Raw genomic sequence first — 16,348 nt, 5'->3', positions numbered from 1 at the left:
TTACTTAATTTCTAAAAAGCCTATTTCTGTACTTTTAAATAATCTTGGTGTATATATTACTTCATTATTCACAACTTGTGTTGGGATTAAAGATGAATTATTATCATAAAATAAATAATTTATTCCAACTAAAGTAGAATAATCAACCCATTCAAAAGTAATATTTCCACCCAAAGTAGTTATTTCATCTTTTAATTTACTATTAACATCATCAATTGAATTAGCAATAACTAATCTTTCTCTATCTTTATCCTGAGTTAATACCATCAACATTGGATCATAAGCGATTTGGGTAGAAAATATAATTTTTGGAAATACATCATAAGCTCTTAATTGAGATAAAATTAAAGAAGTTTTAACAATATCTGTATTTAAATATAAAGAAGCATTTCTTAATCTATAATCATTTACGATACTTCTAAAATTTTTTTCATTTTTCTTAATCTCTTTTCTAACACTTGTATCAGGAATCAAAGAATCATAAGTTCTTCTTAATTTTGAACCAAGATATGAATCTTGATAAAACATTGCATTATTTCCAATTGAATAATAACTTAATTTTTTAAGTTGCTCATCATAAGAAATAGAACCAAAAATTAAACTATCATTATCTTCTAAGAAATCTTTTTTCTCTATCAAAGGTAGATATACCTTCATATCACTAGTAACAACTTTATTAATACTATTTAAAGCATTTGGAGTAAATAATGCAATCACTTTTGTAATACCTTTTTCCTTAACTTTTGAAAAAGCATCGTTAATATTAAATTCACTCTCATTTTCGCTATCTACAACAAATAGATTATAATCAGCTTTTTGATAAGACAAATATCCTGAAATAGTATTTAAGGAATTTCTTGCATATTTTGAAACAAGAGAAGAGGGATAAATAAATGCAACTTGCATTTTAGCTCTTGTACCATCTATTTGTAAACTCTCTTGTTGAGAGATTAAATCAGATGAATCTATCTGATTTAATTCATTTTCACTTACAGGAATATTCTCTTCAATGATATTGTCACTTTCTTGAATATCAATTGGAACTAATTCTTCAATAATTGTAACACCATCTTCTTCAACTTTTTTATCCTGTACAACTTTTTTCTCTACTTTATCTTTTGAAGGAAGTTTTAATTCAACAACTTGTTTTTGTGTACATCCAAAAAATAAAAATGCAAAGATAGTTAATGCTAATATCTGTCTTAACATAAATCCTCCATATAACTTTTGACTTTCAACATATCATAGTAAGCATCTTTTTTAAAAGAGGGATTTCTTAATAAAAAAGTTGGTGAAAATGTTGCAATTAAGGGTATTGAATTAAAACTTAATTCTTTACCTCTTATTTGAGAAAAATTATCATTTTGATTTAATAAAAATGAATAACTTTTCTCTCCTAATGCAACAATTAATTTTGGTTTAATTAATTCTATTTGTTTTAACAAATAGTCATTACAAACTTCCATATTAGAATTTGTAGCTCCATTTAAACTTCGACATTTCACCAAAGTTGTTATATACACATCCTCTTTTTTAATATTTAATACATTTTCTATCATTTTAGATAATAGTTCACCTGAATTTCCAACATAAAATGTTGATAACTCATCCTCTGTTTTAGTTGGTTCATCATTTATAAACATAATTTTCGCATTCAAATTTCCATAACCAAAAAGAACATTTTTTCTACACTTCGAAAGTTCACATAAATAACAGTGTTCAACACTTGTTTTTAAATCTTTTAAATTATTAGGTAATTTAAAATTTTTAACTTCTGATGTAAAAAAATTTAAAGGCTCGTGATATTCATATCCAAAAGATTTTAAATTATATAAATATTTTAATACTTGATTCTTTACTGTTTTTGTCATACGAAATTGTACAAAAATCAATCTTTTAGCATCATTTGTTCCAATAATTTATAAATTTATCCAAAATATATTGACTTTTGTTCCAATATTTTATAAAATGCGAAATAATTTCAAATAGGAATAGTGATGAATATACCTAGTTTAAGAAAACTAGAATCAGATTTAGAAGTAAACAAAACAACTTTACATAATTGGAAAAGAAATAGACCAAAATTGTTTGAATTTATTATTGAATCATATAAAAATAAAGAGATGTTAAAAAAACATTTAGAATTATTAATAGAACAAAAAGAATTAATAGAAAAAGAAATTAGTGTTACAAAAAATATAATAAATTAAATAATATAAAAAACTATGGAGCTGAGTAAATTAGTATGACTTTTTTAAAGTGTGCGAACTACTATTTTAATAACAGCTTCATAGTTTTTTATATTTTAAAATGATTGTTCAAACTTGAGTAAGTATTTTTAGAAGTATTAAATAAGGAAATATTCCTTATTTAATTTTATAGATAAGATAATTATTTATATCTATGAGTTATTCTTCCCTTATCCAATGAATAAGGTGTTATTTCTACCTTTACAGTATCATTAGGCAATATTTTTATATAATGCATTCTCATTTTTCCTGAGATATGACATAATACTACATGTCCATTATCTAATTCTACTCTAAACATAGCATTTGGTAAAGCTTCAATTACTTTACCATCTATTACTATTACATCATCTTTTGCCACTTTTTTTTCCCCTTAATCTTCCGAATTACTTAAAATAACTGCTTTTCCATTAATTACAGCAACTGTGTGTTCATAATGACTACCTCTTAATCCATCTTTTGATACAACATCCCATCCATTATCTAAAATAACAGGATTTCTATCTTTACAACAGATCATAGGCTCTATACAAAATACCATTCCATTTTTGATTTTTGGTCCAGATTTTGTATTTCCATTTTCTAAATAATTTGGAATTTCTGGTTCTTCGTGTGGTTTTTTACCGATACCATGTCCACAAAATCTAACTAGTGGTTGATAGCCTCTTGATACTATAAAATCTTCAATCAATTTAGATAATTCTTTAAATCTCATACCCTCTTTAATTACATCAATAGCATAATACAAAGAGTCTTTTGCACAAGCAATTAAAGCTTCATCTTCTTTAGAAATAGTACCAATAGGCATTGTAATTGCTGAATCACCATACCATCCATCAACTTCTGTTCCGATATCAAGACCAAGGATATCACCTTCTTTTAAGACAATATCACTAGGAATTCCATGTATAATAACTTCGTTTAATGAAGTACAAATAGCAGCTGGAAAACCATATAAACCTTTAAATGAGGGTCTAGCTCCTAAGTCTCTTATAAACTTTTCCCCCATAGCATCAACTTCTTTTAAAGTCATACCAGCTTTAACATTAGCTTTTAAATAATTTAAAGTTTTTGCAACTGCAATATTTGCAACACGAAGTTTTTCTATCTCGTTTGGTTTTCTCAATGGAATAGCCATTTTTACAATCCAACCGCACTAAGTGTTTGATATTTATTTGTATATTGCTGAGCTTCAATTTTTCTCATAGTATCAATTGCAACTTGTACAACGATTAATACAGCAACACCTCCAAAATAAAATGGAACTCCCATAGCTTTTACAACAAGCCAAGGAATAGTTGATATTAATCCCATATAAATAGCACCCCAGAAAGTTAATCTACTAGCAACATCATTTAAAAACAATGCTGTACTTTCTCCTGGTCTAACACCTGGAATAAATCCACCCTGTTTTTTCAAGTTTTCAGAAATATCTTTTGCATTAAATGTAATTGATGCATAGAAAAATGCAAAGAAAACTACAAATAAGAACATAAATAAATTAAAAGTATATGAACTTGGATTTAAATAATCAGCAATCATAACTAAGTACTTATTTTGGCTCCCCTGTAAAACAGTAGCTGGAAACATTAAAATAGCACTCGCAAAAATTGCTGGAATAACTCCACTTAAATTAACTTTTATAGGGATGTAATTCATTACTCTTTTTTTCTGATTTTGCATCATTACTTTTCTTGAATAAGAAACAGGAACTCTTCTTTCTCCTAGTTCAACATAAATAATTGCACCAACTGTTAAAAGAATAACAATTAAAATACCAATAACTGTTAAAAAACTCATTTGACTATTATTAACTAAATCAATTGTACCACCAATCGCACTTGGTATTGCAGAAACAATTCCAGCGAAAATAATTAATGAAATACCATTTCCTATACCTTTTTGAGTGATTTGTTCACCAATCCACATAAGAAGCATAGTTCCAGTTAACATAGAAATTGCAGAAACTGCAATAAAAGTATTCATATCAATTGAAATAGCACCTTGTCCATTTTGACCTGTTAATGAATTAAGACCAACTGAAACACCAATCGATTGAATTAATGTAATTACAATTGTTGTATATCTGATGATTTGCATATATTTTTGCATTCCATCTCTCTCTTTTTTCATTTTACCAAGTGCTGGGAAAGTTGCTGCTAGAAGTTCCATAATAATAGAAGCAGTAATGTAAGGCATGATTCCTAGTGAAATAATACTTAGTCTTTCAACAGCATTACCACTAAACATATTAACAAGACCTAACGCATTGTTTGCATTTGAGTCGAAAAATTCTTTAACTACATCTATATTAACTCCAGGTACTGGCACGTATGCCAGTAACCTGTAAAGAAAAATAAAGCCTAATGTAATAAGAATCTTATTTATTAGATCTTTACTCATAATTATTTTCCAGTAGTTGTAACGTTTTCGTCTTTAATCTTAGCTACTAAATCTTTTGCAGTTGAACCAATTAATTTAACTTTTTCAACTGATTTTGATAATTTATACACAGATTTAATTGAATCTAATGTAATTTCATCAAGTGTTGCAATTTGTGATACTTTATCTACATTAATAGAATAAGGCTTAGTTACTCTTGAAAAGAATCCAACTTTAGGAAGTCTTTTGTAAAGTGGTTGTTGACCACCTTCAAATCCTCTTTTCATTTTATAACCAGATCTAGCTTTTTGACCTTTGTTACCTTTTCCAGCAGTTTTACCTGTACCACTTCCTTGACCTCTACCAATTCTTTTTGAATTTTTAACACTACCAGGAGCTGGTTGTAAATTTTCTAATGCCATATTCTTATCCTTTAATCTTAGCTAATGCTTCAACAGTAGCTTGTACAAGGTTGTTTGGATTATTTGAACCTAAAGATTTAGCAATAATATCTTTAACACCTGAAAGCTCAAGAACAGGTCTTGCAGCTCCCCCAGCGATAAGCCCAGTACCCTCTGATGCTGGCTTTAATAATATTTTACTTGCATTATATTTATGTTCAATATCATGTGCGATTGTAGTTCCTTTGATAGAAACTGTTACTAAACTTTTGAATGCATCATCTAATGCTTTTTTAATTGCATCAGGAACCTCTTTAGCTTTACCAGTTCCAAATCCTACTGTACCGTTTTTATCACCAACAACAACTAAAGCTGTAAATCTGAATCTTCTTCCACCTTTTACAACTTTTGTTACTCTTCCGATTTTAACGATTGCTTCTTGAAAATCTTCTCTATTTACCGCTGCCATCATTAACCCTTATAATTTGATACCGTTATCTCTTAGTGCATCAGCAAATGCTGCTACTACACCATGGTAAAGATAACCATTTCTATCGTAAACTACTGTTTCAATTCCAGCAGCTTTTAAATTTTCAGCAAGTTGTGCTGCTACTTTTACTGCATTTTCTTTATTAATGTTTAATCCCATAGCTTGAGAGCTAACAGCCGCTAAAGTTACACCTTCAACATCATTAATAGCTTGTGCACTAACGTATTTATTAGATTTAAAAATTGATACTCTTGGTTTTTCAGCAGTACCAAAAATAGATCCTCTAACTCTTTTTTTTCTTTTAATTCTTAAAGCATTTTTTTTAGCTATATCTTTTATTCTACTCATAGTTACACCTTACTTCTTAGAAGTTTTTCCGGCTTTTCTGATGATCTTCTCATCAGTATATTTAACACCTTTACCTTTATATGGTTCTGGTTTTCTAAAGCCTCTAATAATTGCAGCAGCTTGACCAACTTGTTGTTTGTCAGCACCTTTAACATTGATTATGTTTTTTTCAACAGTAACTTCTAATCCTTTTGGGATTTCATAGTTAATCGGGTGAGAATAACCTAATTGTAGTTCTAAAATATCACCTTTTACAGCAGCTCTATAACCAACACCATTGATTTCTAAAGATTTTGTAAATCCAACATTAAGACCATTAATAGCATTAGCAGTTAAAGCTCTATAAGTTCCCCAAAATGCTGAAGACTCTTTTGAATCACCATTTCTAGTTAATACAACTTGTCCATCAGCTACTTCAATTCCTACTCTTCCGTGTGTTTCAACTGTAGAAATATTGTTACCTTTTTTTACACTAATTACAGTACCGTTAGCTGTTACTTCAATACCAGCTGGGATTGCGATAGGTTTTTTTCCAATTCTAGACATTACACTCTCCTACCATACAGTACAAAGTACTTCACCACCAACATTAGCTGCAAATGCTTCATCATTAGCAATTACACCTTTGTTAGTTGAAACGATAATAGTACCGTACCCATTTTTAAAGTTTTTAATCTCAGAAGCGTTTTTATAAACTCTTCTTCCTGGTTTAGAAACTCTTTTAATTTCGTTGATTACTGATTTCTCATTATCATCATATTTCAATTCAACTTGAATTGTTTTTTTATTGTTTTGTCCATCAATAACTTTGAATCCAGTAATATACTCTTTTTGTAATAAAACGTTTAAAACACCTACTACAGTATTAGAGTGTAATAATGTTGCAACTTCTAATTTTCTCATTGCAGCATTTCTAATTCTAGTTAAAGCATCTGCGATTATATCATTCATCATAGCTTTTTTCTCCTACCAACTAGCTTTTCTAACACCAGGTAATAAACCTTCGTTAGCCATTTTTCTTAAACAAACTCTACATAAACCAAAGTCTCTGTAAACAGAGTGAGGTCTTCCACAAACAGAACATCTTGTGTATGCTCTTACAGCAAACTTAGGTGTTCTTTGTTGTTTAGCGATCATAGATTTCTTTGCCATTACGCTCTTCCTTTTGTAAATGGAATTCCTACTAATTCTAATAATCTATATGCTTCAGCATCGTTAGTTGAGCTAGTAGTAATTGAAATATTCATACCATGTGTTTTGATGATGTTATCATATACAACTTCTGGGAACATTAATTGCTCATCTAAACCAAAGTTGAAGTTTCCTCTTCCATCAAATCCATTTTTGTTAAGACCTCTAAAGTCTTTTACTCTTGGTAATGCAACGTTACATAATTTATCTAAGAAATGATACATTTGCTCACCTCTTAACGTAACTTTTACACCAACAGGCATACCTTCTCTAACTTTAAATCCAGCTACTGATTTTTTAGCAATAACTTTTACAGCTTTTTGACCAGCTATTAAAGAGATTGTATCTTCAATATTTTGGATTAATTTAGAATCTTTCATCGCTTCACCAGCACCAACAGAGATAACAACTTTTTCTAATTTAGCTGTTAAACACTTGTTTTTTGGAAATTCAGCTTCTAATACTGGTTTGATTTCTGATTTATATCTGTCAAATAATCTTGATGCCATCTTAGTTACCCTCTACTTTTGCTACGTTTGAAATGTCAATTGGCATCTCTTTGTTTACAAATCCACCATCAGGATTTTTTTCTTGATCAGGCTTAACTGTTTTTTTAGCAACTTTACAATCTTTTACAATTACTTTGTTTTTAGAAGGTAATACTCTTAAAACCTCTCCAGTTTTACCTTTGTCATCACCAGCGATAATTTTTACAGTATCACCTTTTTTGATTTTTAATTTAATTGCCATATTATAATACCTCCGGTGCAAGTGAAACGATTTTCATGAAACCTGAATATCTTACTTCCCTAGCAACTGGTCCAAAAATTCTTGTTCCAACTGGCTCTCTTTTTGCATCAAGAATAACCGCTGCATTATCATCAAATCTAATTAATGAACCATTTTCTCTTTGAACTTCTTTATGAGTTCTAACAATAACAGCTTTTACAACTTGACCCTTTTTGATCTTTCCAGTTGGTAAAGCTTTTTTAACTGAAGCAACAATTACATCACCAACAGTTGCGTATCTTCTTTTAGAACCACCTAAAACTTTGATACACATAATCTCTTTTGCACCTGTGTTGTCAGCTACATTTAATCTTGTAAAACTTTGAATCATTATTTAACTCCTGTAGCAACTATTGTCTTTAATCTAAAAGATTTAGTTTTTGACAATGGTCTACACTCAATAGCGATAACACTATCACCAACATTTAACTCATTTTTTTCATCATGAACTAAATATTTCTTAAATCTTTTTACAGTTTTGTGATATTTTGGGTGTAAAACCGATCTTGTAACTAATACAGAAGCTGTTTTATCACCTGATCTTTTTACCACTACACCTTGAATCTCTCTTTTATGTGTCATACTTAGATCCTTAGTTAGCTTTTGCAGCAGTTATAGCTGTTTGAATTCTTGCAATATCTTTTTTTGTTGCTCTTAATTCAGAAGTATTTGTTAACTGCATTGTTTTTAGCTTAGCTTTTAATTCAAAAAGAAGCACCTTTTTCTCTTTTAATAATACTTGAAGTTCATTCAAGTTTTTGTCTTTTAAATCAGTATAGTTCATTTTCGCTATCTCTTGTTACAATTTTAGTTTTAAATGGTAGCTTGTGCATTGCTAAAGTTAAAGCTTCTCTAGCTAATTCTTCACCTACACCAGCCATCTCAAAACAAATTCTTCCAGGCTTAATGTTCATAACCCATTTATCAACAGAACCTTTACCTTTACCCATTCTTGTTTCTAATGGTTTTGCAGTAAGTGGCTTATCAGGGAATACCATAATCCAAACTTTTGCTTGTCTTTTTACTTTTCTTGTCATTGCAATTCTTGACGCTTCGATTTGTCTTGAATCAATTCTTCCGTGTTCAACAGCTTTGATACCGATATCTCCGTATGCTAAAGAGTTTCCTCTATGAGCCATACCTCTATTTCGGCCTTTCATCATCTTTCTGAACTTTGTTCTTTTAGGCATTAACATAATTATTTACCTCTTTTCTTAGTTGGTCTTCTTTTAGGTTTAGAAGTTGACTCTTCAGCTTTTTCAGTTGGGATACCTTTTGCTAATACTTCACCTTTGAAAATCCAAACTTTAATACCGATACAACCATAAGTTGTATGAGCTTCAGCAAAACCATAATCGATTCTTGCTCTTAAAGTATGTAATGGAACTCTTCCTTCTAAATACCACTCAGTTCTAGCCATTTCAGCTCCACCAAGTCTACCAGAAACAGAAACTTTAATTCCTTTTGCTCCACCTTTTAATGCATTTTGCATAACTCTTTTCATAGCTCTTCTAAATGCAACTCTTCTTTCTAATTGTTGAGCAACATTTTCAGCTGATAATTGTGCAGAAATTTGAGGTTTTCTCTCTTCTTTAATGTTTACAGCTATTTCTTTACCAACTAATTTTGAAAGTGCATCTTTAAGTTTTTCAACGTCAGCACCTTTTTTACCAATAATGATACCAGGTCTAGCAGCTACAACTGTAACTCTAACTTTTTTTGCAGTTCTTTCAATCATAGTTTGAGCGATACCAGCATAGTATAACTCTTTTTTTACATACTTTCTGATTTTATCATCTTCTGCAACATTTGCTGGCATTGTTTCGAATTTAGGAAACCATCTTGATTCCCAGTTTCTATTAATACCTAATCTTAAACCTATTGGATTAACTTTTTGACCCATTACTTATCTCCTTTAGTTGCAGCAGCTACTTCAATCATAATATGTGCAGTTGGTTTATGCTTTGGTGAAGCTGAACCTCTTGCTCTTGGAGTAAATCTCTTAAGAACTGGACCTTTATCAACTCTAGCTGATGTAATAACAGCATCAACTGGATCTAAACCTGCATTTGCTACAGCTGAAGCTATAACTTTAGAAATAATTCCAGCAGCTTTATTTGGAGTAAATTGTAAAGATGCAATTGCATACTCTGCATTCATTCCTTGAACTTCTCTTGCTATTAATCTAGCTTTAATTGGAGAAAGTCTAATAAATTTTAATATTGCTTTAGCCATTCTTATGCCTTTCTTTGAACAGAACCTTTATGGCCCTTAAATGTTCTAGTTGGTGCAAACTCACCTAATTTATATCCAACGTGGTTCTCAGTAACATTTACTGGAACGAAGTTTCTTCCATTGTGCACATTGAAAGTTAATCCAATCATATCTGGTAATACAGTTGATCTTCTTGACCAAGTTTTAATTGGTTTTTTATCATTAGCTTCATTAGCTTTGATAACTTTTTTCATCAGGTGTGCGTCTACAAATGGACCTTTTTTTATCGATCTTGCCATCTTAAACCCTTACTTCTTTCTTTTTGAAATGATTAGTTTGTCACTAGCTTTTTTCTTTCTAGTTTTATAACCTTTAGTTGGCATACCCCATGGAGTAACAGGATGTCTACCAGAGTTAGTTTTACCTTCCCCTCCACCGTGTGGGTGATCAATAGGGTTCATTGCAGATCCTCTAGTTTGAGGTCTAATTCCAAGGTGTCTACTTCTACCAGCTTTACCAACAACCATGTTTGTGAAATCTTCATTTCCAACTACACCAACAGTAGCCATACAAACACCTAAAATTTTTCTCATTTCACCTGAAGGTAATCTCATGATTACATATTTATCTTCTCTACCCATGATTTGAGCATATCCACCAGCAGATCTAGCGATTTGACCACCTTTTCCTGGTTTCATTTCAATATTATGTACCATTGTTCCAACTGGAATGTTCATTAAATTCATTGCATTACCAGGTAAAATATCAAGACCTGATTCAGCAGCTTGAACTTTATCACCAACTTTTAATCCAGAAGGTTGAATAATATATCTTTTATCACCATCTAAATAAGTAACTAAACAAATTCTACAATTTCTATATGGATCGTACTCAACAGTAGATACAGTACCCTCTACACCGAATTTATTTCTTTTAAAATCAATGATTCTATATAATTTTTTAGCACCTGCTTCTTTGTGTCTAGATGTAATTCTACCGTTATTATTTCTACCAGCTGCTGCTTTTACTCTTACAAGTAAAGATCTAACTGTTGGTTTTGAAGTAATATCAGAGCTGTCCATAACAGACATGAATCTTCTTGCAGGAGTTATTGGTCTAAATTTTTTAATTGCCATTTATAATCTCCTTAAGCTGAAAGGTTCGCAATAGCTGCGCCCTCTGGTAATGTAACATAGAATTTTTTGAAATCAGGTCTTTTACCTATTTTCCCTTTAAATCTTTTAACTTTACCATCTTGTCTTAAAGAATTAACTTTTGATGGAGTTACACCAAAATACTCTTTAAATACTTCTTTTAAACCGTTTTTAGTCATTCTTGGACTAGTTTGAACAACGATTACACCATTTTCTTGAAGCTCAATTGTTTTTTCTGTATATAATATTGCTTTAATATCTGTAATATCTGCCATCTTAAGCCTCTTTTGTTAATGCATCAAGCACTGATTTTTCAATTAATACTGAATGGTATGCAGCAATTAAATAAGCGTTAACTTCTTGCTTCTCAACCACATAACAGTTTTTAATATTTCTGAATGCTAAATAAGTTTTTTCATCAATAACATCACACACTATTAATGTATCTCTTTTATTTAGTTTATTTAAAACTGCAACTGCCTCTTTTGTTTTACCTGATTCAATTTTGATTGAATCAACAACAAATAACGAACCATTATTAGCTTGTGCATTAACAGCATACTTTAATGCTAAAGCTTTTTGTTTTTTATTAACTTTTTGGTTATAGTTTCTTTTAGTAGGTCCAAATGCTTGTCCCCCACCAACGAATAATGGTGATCTTTTAGAACCCCATCTAGCTGCACCAGAACCTTTTTGAGCTTTAGGTTTTTTACCACCACCGCTTACTTCTGCTCTTGTTTTAGCTCTTGCTGTATTTGATCTTAATGACGCTAAATATGATTTTACATATAAATATAAGTTGTGAGAATTGATTTCATCATAACTCGCTGGTAAAACTACTTCACCATTATTTTCAAATTTTTCGTTTAATACTATAGCTTTGCTCATTTAGCAACCTTTACTTTTCCTAATGAACCATTTGCACCAGATACTGAACCTTTAAGAACTAAGATTCCTGTCTCAGCATCAAATGAAATAATTTCATTTTTTACAGATACATTTGTATTTCCGTATTGCCCTGGCATTTTTTTACCTGGCTGAACTCTTCCTGGCCATTCGCAGTTACCGATTGAACCAGTTCTTTTACCCATTCTGTGACCGTGTGATGCTCTACCACCAGCAAAATTCCATCTTTTTACAACACCAGAGAAACCTCTACCTTTTGTTTTAAAAGTTGTTTTTACTACTTTTGCTTCACTTAATCCAGAAACTTCTAAATCACCAGCTTCACTATTTGCTACAGTAATTGTTGCAAATCTGTTAAACTCTTTAGATAAGTTAAACTTTTTTTGTTGACCTTCGATAGCTTTGTTAAATTTTTTACCATTGCTATAAGAAACTAGTGCTACACCATTATTAACTTCACATACTTTCGTATCAAGAACTTTTAAAAGTGTAACAGCTGTACTTGGAACAGAAACTGTTCTACTCATACCGATTTTTTGAACTATAAATTCCATCTTGTATTACCCTTTCTTCTTATTCTTGACCCATAGATCTTACTTCAACATCAACTTCAGGAGCTAAGTCAAGTTTCATTAATGAATCTACTGTATCTGGAGTCGCAGCAATAATATCAATAATTCTTGAATGAACTCTGATTTCAAACTGCTCTCTTGAATCCTTATTTACGTGAGGACCTTTAATAACTGTATATCTTCTGATTTTTGTAGGAAGAGGAATTGGACCTCTCAAATCAGCACCAGTTCTTTTAACAGCTTCAACAATTGAAGCAACACTTCTGTCTAAAACTCTATGATCATAAGCTTTAAGCTTTAATCTGATTTTTTCCATTAATTTTCCTTTAAAGAACTCGTTAGATATGCAAAAATGCATACTAACCACATTTAGTGGACGCGGATTATAACTTAATTGAAGTTAAATGTCAACAATTATGGGGCTTCTTAAAATAAATTTGAAATTTTATTTCCTTATTAAAAGGAATATTTCAACATTAAAGAGATATAAATAAGTTTAATTTAAGTATTTTAGACTTCTACTTAAGGTATAAATACTCTTTATTATTTTATAATCTTTTTTCACTAAAGGAGTTGATTTTTGAAACGAGATATTATAATTATTGGTGCTGGAATTATGGGTTTAACAACTGCATATGAACTTCTTAAAGCAGATAGAAAAGTTACAATTATAGATGAAAGTGATATAACAAATTCAACCTCTTTTGGAAATGCTGGTTTATTATCTGCATTTGATAAAGGACCACTTGCCAATCCAGGGATTGTTTTTAATACATTAAAACTTATGATAAAAGGTGAATCACCTGTAAATATACACCCTACTTTAGATGCAAAAATATATAAATGGTTATGGAAATTTGTAAATAGTGCAAATAAAGATAGACTAAAAAGAACTTTAGCTTTATTTGAGAAATATGGTCACATATCAAATGATGCTTATGAAAAAATGCAAAATATTGATGGTTTAGATTTAGATTTTCATAGAAAGGGTATGTTATCTGTTTTTACTGAACAAAAAAGTTATAACAAAAAACTACTTGATTATTCAATAAAAAATGATGATGTTTTTGAAATCATTGAAAAAAATAAAATAAAAGAATTTATACCTTGTATTACAAATGATGTTAAAGGAGCTATTCATTTTAAAAGAAATACTCACTTTGACTCAAAAAGAACAATGCTAGAACTAAAAAGATATTTAAAAGAAAATGGTGCTGAATTTATTTTAAATGAAAGAATTTCACATATCAAATATTCTGATTCAAAAATTGAATCTATTAGTTCAGCTCTAAATACTTATGAAGCAGATACATATATTATGTCAACAGGCTATCAAACACTTTTAGCAGATAAAGTAAATCAAAATCTAATGATGACACCGGCAAAAGGATATAGTATTACTTTTAAAATGCCTAATGAATTGCAACCAGTTACATCCACACTATTTTCTGATTTATTTATTGTTATGACACCAAGACGTGATGATGTAAGAATTACATCAAAATTAGAGATTGGTTCAACAAATCATCAAATAGTAAAAAAACAAATTGAAAGTATAAAAGAAAATTTCAAAAAATATACTGTTCCTTTTGAAATGGAAAATATTGTTGAATGGACGGGATTCAGACCTTTAACACCTAATGATATGCCACTTATTGGAAGAGATGAAAAATATAAAAACTTGATTTATGGTATGGGATTAGGTTGGTTAGGAATGACTTTTGGTCCAGCACTAGCTTCTATATTAAAAGATTTGATTGTAAATGATTTAGAGAATAAAAATAGTGATGATATACTTTTATTTTCTGGTTTTTATCAAGGAAAATACTAAAAATGTAGGTCAATACCTACATTTTATTTAATTTTTATATCTCACTTCCACATTTAAAACAGTAATCTAATTCTTTTATTGTCATTTCATGACAGTTATTACACTCTATTTTTAATTGATTTTTACAACAAGGACAATAATTCATTGTATTAAAATCTACTTTATTCCCACAATTATTACAACAACTTTTATTGTAAGAATCTATAATTGTGATTTTATTATTCTTTAGTTTTTCACTATTTTCTTTAAATCTCTTTTGTATTTTTATTATTAAAATTGTAAAAATTATTATGAATACTATAACAACAAAGTAGTAAACAACAAAAGGAATTTCTATTGAATAAAAAAACATCAATAATTTTTCTATGAAAATTTTTGGTAAAAATTGATTGATTAAAGATAAAACTGATATTGTAGTTGGTATTAATGCTACAAATAGAATATTTTTAAATATTATATAAAGTATATACTTCTCTTTTTTTAAATATCTTTTCATTAAATAAAAGAATAAAATTACTAAAGGAAATAAAAATAATAAAGTTATCAATTCTATTTTAAAATAATAAGACTTTGTAAACTCTTTTACTGAGTCATTTATCTCATCTTTATTATTATTTACATATTCTATTAATTTTTGTACACTTTTTGATTCTTTAAACTCTTTATATAAATCCTCTTTATTTTTTTTAATCTCTTCTAATTGAGTTAAATAAGCATCATATTTTTCTTTTATGTTTTGATTATTTAAATTATCCTTTATTATTGATTGTTCATTTTTTTGAGAGCTCATTTTTTCAAATAAAACAGTATTATAATTCTCTTTTATATAGTAAATTTCATTATTTATTTTAGTTTCATTATTTAAAACAATTTTTAGATCATTTTTTAATCTCTTAATATCATGTTCATTTTTTATAAATTCTAATTTAGTAAAAATATCTTCACATCTTAAATCAATTTGTTTATTTTTAATATCTTGATATTTTGAGTCTTCGTCGTAATAATTATAATCATCATTTGAATAAAAATATTGATTAAAATCATCCAAATATTTACTATTAATAACATCACGACATTTATATGGAAAAGTAACGCTTGGACTATTTAATACTTTAGTTTGGAAATCTATTCCAAGATGTAAAACATAATAAATTATCACATTTAAAACAATTATGAAGAATATTGTTAATTTTGATAATTTTTCTTTTCCTTTATAGGTAAAGTTATTTTGATAAAAATTTTTCAAAAAATTTTTCATTAAGAACTCCTAAATAAAATAAAAAATTATTCTACTCTGTTATTTAAAATTTGTGATTAAATAAAATATTTTGATGAGCTATTTTTAAGTTTTATAAAAATTTCATTAAAATCAGCTGGATAAACTCTTGTTTCTCCAATTGATGTAATAAAATTTGTATCACCTATCCATCTTGGTAAAATATGATAATGAACGTGTTGTTCTATTCCAGCACCGGCAGCACGTCCAAGATTCATACCAATATTTACACCTTCACATGGCATAACTTGCTTTAAAAGAGATACAGCTTGTCTAACTCTTTTACTTACTCTTTGCCAAATTTCTTCTTCTAACTCTTCTATATTTGAAGTATGAAAGAAAGGAATTACCATTATATGACCTGGACTATATGGAAATTTATTCATAACAACATAACAATATTCATCATAAAATAAAACTTGAAGTTTTTCATCTTCTAAATTATTGGCAATATGACAAAAAACACAACCTTCAATTTTTTCTTCACTAACATAAGAGTATCGCCATGGCGCGTATAGATGTTCCATATAACTTCCTATTTTCTT

29 protein-coding genes are annotated in these 16,348 nt (G+C 29.1%); 2 read left to right on the top strand and 27 right to left on the bottom strand.

Annotated features, from left to right (window positions below; genetic code table 11):
* Entirely contained in the window at positions 1–1,209 is a 1,209-nt protein-coding gene (locus AAQM_RS04090; protein WP_129096217.1) for a hypothetical protein, read from the bottom strand.
* The gene (locus tag AAQM_RS04085) at positions 1,203–1,871 is read right to left on the bottom strand and encodes a uracil-DNA glycosylase (protein WP_129096218.1); all 669 of its coding nucleotides are present in this window, start codon (positions 1,869–1,871) and stop codon (positions 1,203–1,205) included. The genes AAQM_RS04090 and AAQM_RS04085 overlap by 7 nt, the downstream gene beginning before the upstream one ends.
* A gap of 126 nt (positions 1,872–1,997) precedes the next feature.
* Between AAQM_RS04085 and AAQM_RS04080 the strand changes: the two genes are divergently transcribed.
* The gene (locus AAQM_RS04080; protein ID WP_129096219.1) at positions 1,998–2,210 is read left to right on the top strand and encodes a hypothetical protein; all 213 of its coding nucleotides are present in this window, start codon (positions 1,998–2,000) and stop codon (positions 2,208–2,210) included.
* 181 nt (positions 2,211–2,391) lie between these two features.
* Here the strand turns inward: AAQM_RS04080 and infA are convergent, their stop codons facing one another.
* From infA to rpsJ, 23 genes are read right to left on the bottom strand one after another with little or no spacing between them, the layout of a single operon-like run.
* Positions 2,392–2,610, bottom strand: a complete 219-nt coding sequence (infA, locus tag AAQM_RS04075; protein WP_014473706.1) for a translation initiation factor IF-1 — start codon at positions 2,608–2,610, stop codon at positions 2,392–2,394.
* A gap of 12 nt (positions 2,611–2,622) precedes the next feature.
* On the bottom strand, positions 2,623–3,387 hold the full coding sequence (gene map / locus AAQM_RS04070; RefSeq protein ID WP_129096220.1) for a type I methionyl aminopeptidase: 765 nt from the start codon (positions 3,385–3,387) through the stop codon (positions 2,623–2,625).
* A 2-nt stretch (positions 3,388–3,389) separates the two neighbouring features.
* Positions 3,390–4,652: a preprotein translocase subunit SecY gene (gene secY / locus AAQM_RS04065; RefSeq protein WP_129096221.1), complete on the bottom strand. Its 1,263-nt coding sequence runs from the start codon at positions 4,650–4,652 to the stop codon at positions 3,390–3,392.
* Positions 4,653–4,654: 2 nt separating this feature from the next.
* Positions 4,655–5,053: a 50S ribosomal protein L15 gene (rplO, locus tag AAQM_RS04060; protein ID WP_128986836.1), complete on the bottom strand. Its 399-nt coding sequence runs from the start codon at positions 5,051–5,053 to the stop codon at positions 4,655–4,657.
* A 4-nt stretch (positions 5,054–5,057) separates the two neighbouring features.
* The gene (gene rpsE / locus AAQM_RS04055) at positions 5,058–5,501 is read right to left on the bottom strand and encodes a 30S ribosomal protein S5 (protein ID WP_118916816.1); all 444 of its coding nucleotides are present in this window, start codon (positions 5,499–5,501) and stop codon (positions 5,058–5,060) included.
* A gap of 9 nt (positions 5,502–5,510) precedes the next feature.
* The gene (rplR, locus tag AAQM_RS04050) at positions 5,511–5,870 is read right to left on the bottom strand and encodes a 50S ribosomal protein L18 (RefSeq protein WP_128986835.1); all 360 of its coding nucleotides are present in this window, start codon (positions 5,868–5,870) and stop codon (positions 5,511–5,513) included.
* Between the two features lie 9 nt (positions 5,871–5,879).
* Positions 5,880–6,416: a 50S ribosomal protein L6 gene (gene rplF / locus AAQM_RS04045; RefSeq protein ID WP_129096222.1), complete on the bottom strand. Its 537-nt coding sequence runs from the start codon at positions 6,414–6,416 to the stop codon at positions 5,880–5,882.
* Positions 6,417–6,425: 9 nt separating this feature from the next.
* The gene (gene rpsH / locus AAQM_RS04040; RefSeq protein ID WP_129096223.1) at positions 6,426–6,824 is read right to left on the bottom strand and encodes a 30S ribosomal protein S8; all 399 of its coding nucleotides are present in this window, start codon (positions 6,822–6,824) and stop codon (positions 6,426–6,428) included.
* Positions 6,825–6,836: 12 nt separating this feature from the next.
* Positions 6,837–7,022, bottom strand: coding sequence for a type Z 30S ribosomal protein S14 (locus AAQM_RS04035; protein ID WP_004510833.1), 186 nt, complete (start codon positions 7,020–7,022; stop codon positions 6,837–6,839).
* Positions 7,022–7,570, bottom strand: a complete 549-nt coding sequence (gene rplE / locus AAQM_RS04030) for a 50S ribosomal protein L5 (protein ID WP_129096224.1) — start codon at positions 7,568–7,570, stop codon at positions 7,022–7,024. Before rplE ends, AAQM_RS04035 begins: the two co-directional genes overlap by 1 nt.
* 1 nt (position 7,571) lies before the next feature.
* Positions 7,572–7,811, bottom strand: a complete 240-nt coding sequence (rplX, locus tag AAQM_RS04025; protein ID WP_128986831.1) for a 50S ribosomal protein L24 — start codon at positions 7,809–7,811, stop codon at positions 7,572–7,574.
* 1 nt (position 7,812) lies between these two features.
* Positions 7,813–8,181, bottom strand: a complete 369-nt coding sequence (rplN, locus tag AAQM_RS04020; RefSeq protein ID WP_024776088.1) for a 50S ribosomal protein L14 — start codon at positions 8,179–8,181, stop codon at positions 7,813–7,815.
* Entirely contained in the window at positions 8,181–8,432 is a 252-nt protein-coding gene (gene rpsQ, locus AAQM_RS04015) for a 30S ribosomal protein S17 (protein ID WP_024776087.1), read from the bottom strand. The genes rplN and rpsQ overlap by 1 nt, the downstream gene beginning before the upstream one ends.
* A 10-nt stretch (positions 8,433–8,442) precedes the next feature.
* Positions 8,443–8,634 carry a 50S ribosomal protein L29 gene (gene rpmC / locus AAQM_RS04010; RefSeq protein WP_128986830.1) on the bottom strand — a complete coding sequence of 64 codons (192 nt, stop codon included), beginning with the start codon at positions 8,632–8,634 and terminating at the stop codon, positions 8,443–8,445.
* A complete protein-coding gene (gene rplP / locus AAQM_RS04005; RefSeq protein ID WP_128986829.1) occupies positions 8,621–9,046 on the bottom strand; it encodes a 50S ribosomal protein L16 in 426 nt (141 codons plus the stop codon). Before rplP ends, rpmC begins: the two co-directional genes overlap by 14 nt.
* A 2-nt stretch (positions 9,047–9,048) precedes the next feature.
* A complete protein-coding gene (gene rpsC / locus AAQM_RS04000; RefSeq protein WP_128986828.1) occupies positions 9,049–9,753 on the bottom strand; it encodes a 30S ribosomal protein S3 in 705 nt (234 codons plus the stop codon).
* Positions 9,753–10,085: a 50S ribosomal protein L22 gene (gene rplV, locus AAQM_RS03995; RefSeq protein ID WP_014473691.1), complete on the bottom strand. Its 333-nt coding sequence runs from the start codon at positions 10,083–10,085 to the stop codon at positions 9,753–9,755. The genes rpsC and rplV overlap by 1 nt, the downstream gene beginning before the upstream one ends.
* A 2-nt stretch (positions 10,086–10,087) precedes the next feature.
* Positions 10,088–10,363: a 30S ribosomal protein S19 gene (rpsS, locus tag AAQM_RS03990; RefSeq protein ID WP_118885947.1), complete on the bottom strand. Its 276-nt coding sequence runs from the start codon at positions 10,361–10,363 to the stop codon at positions 10,088–10,090.
* Positions 10,364–10,372: 9 nt separating this feature from the next.
* Positions 10,373–11,200, bottom strand: a complete 828-nt coding sequence (gene rplB / locus AAQM_RS03985; protein WP_128986827.1) for a 50S ribosomal protein L2 — start codon at positions 11,198–11,200, stop codon at positions 10,373–10,375.
* 11 nt (positions 11,201–11,211) lie between these two features.
* Positions 11,212–11,493 carry a 50S ribosomal protein L23 gene (locus AAQM_RS03980; protein ID WP_128986826.1) on the bottom strand — a complete coding sequence of 94 codons (282 nt, stop codon included), beginning with the start codon at positions 11,491–11,493 and terminating at the stop codon, positions 11,212–11,214.
* Between the two features lies 1 nt (position 11,494).
* Positions 11,495–12,106 carry a 50S ribosomal protein L4 gene (gene rplD / locus AAQM_RS03975; RefSeq protein WP_129096225.1) on the bottom strand — a complete coding sequence of 204 codons (612 nt, stop codon included), beginning with the start codon at positions 12,104–12,106 and terminating at the stop codon, positions 11,495–11,497.
* Positions 12,103–12,678 (bottom strand): 50S ribosomal protein L3, encoded by a 576-nt coding sequence (gene rplC, locus AAQM_RS03970; RefSeq protein WP_128986824.1) that lies wholly within the window; start codon positions 12,676–12,678, stop codon positions 12,103–12,105. Before rplC ends, rplD begins: the two co-directional genes overlap by 4 nt.
* A 19-nt stretch (positions 12,679–12,697) precedes the next feature.
* Positions 12,698–13,012: a 30S ribosomal protein S10 gene (gene rpsJ, locus AAQM_RS03965; protein ID WP_014473685.1), complete on the bottom strand. Its 315-nt coding sequence runs from the start codon at positions 13,010–13,012 to the stop codon at positions 12,698–12,700.
* Positions 13,013–13,276: 264 nt separating this feature from the next.
* On the opposite strand from rpsJ, the gene AAQM_RS03960 reads away from it, so the two are divergent.
* Complete coding sequence (locus AAQM_RS03960; RefSeq protein WP_129096226.1) at positions 13,277–14,527, top strand: NAD(P)/FAD-dependent oxidoreductase; 1,251 nt, start codon at positions 13,277–13,279, stop codon at positions 14,525–14,527.
* A 34-nt stretch (positions 14,528–14,561) separates the two neighbouring features.
* Here the strand turns inward: AAQM_RS03960 and AAQM_RS03955 are convergent, their stop codons facing one another.
* Together AAQM_RS03955 and AAQM_RS03950 are read right to left on the bottom strand one after the other, a co-directional pair.
* Positions 14,562–15,785 carry a zinc ribbon domain-containing protein gene (locus AAQM_RS03955; RefSeq protein WP_171920652.1) on the bottom strand — a complete coding sequence of 408 codons (1,224 nt, stop codon included), beginning with the start codon at positions 15,783–15,785 and terminating at the stop codon, positions 14,562–14,564.
* A 56-nt stretch (positions 15,786–15,841) separates the two neighbouring features.
* Positions 15,842–16,330, bottom strand: a complete 489-nt coding sequence (locus AAQM_RS03950) for an HIT family protein (RefSeq protein ID WP_129096027.1) — start codon at positions 16,328–16,330, stop codon at positions 15,842–15,844.
* Between the last annotated feature and the right edge of the window lie 18 nt (positions 16,331–16,348).

The organism is Arcobacter aquimarinus (assembly GCF_013177635.1).
Lineage (GTDB): Bacteria > Campylobacterota > Campylobacteria > Campylobacterales > Arcobacteraceae > Aliarcobacter > Aliarcobacter aquimarinus.
Note: the sequence above shows the minus strand (reverse complement) of the source record. Positions and strands in the feature narration are given on the sequence as shown.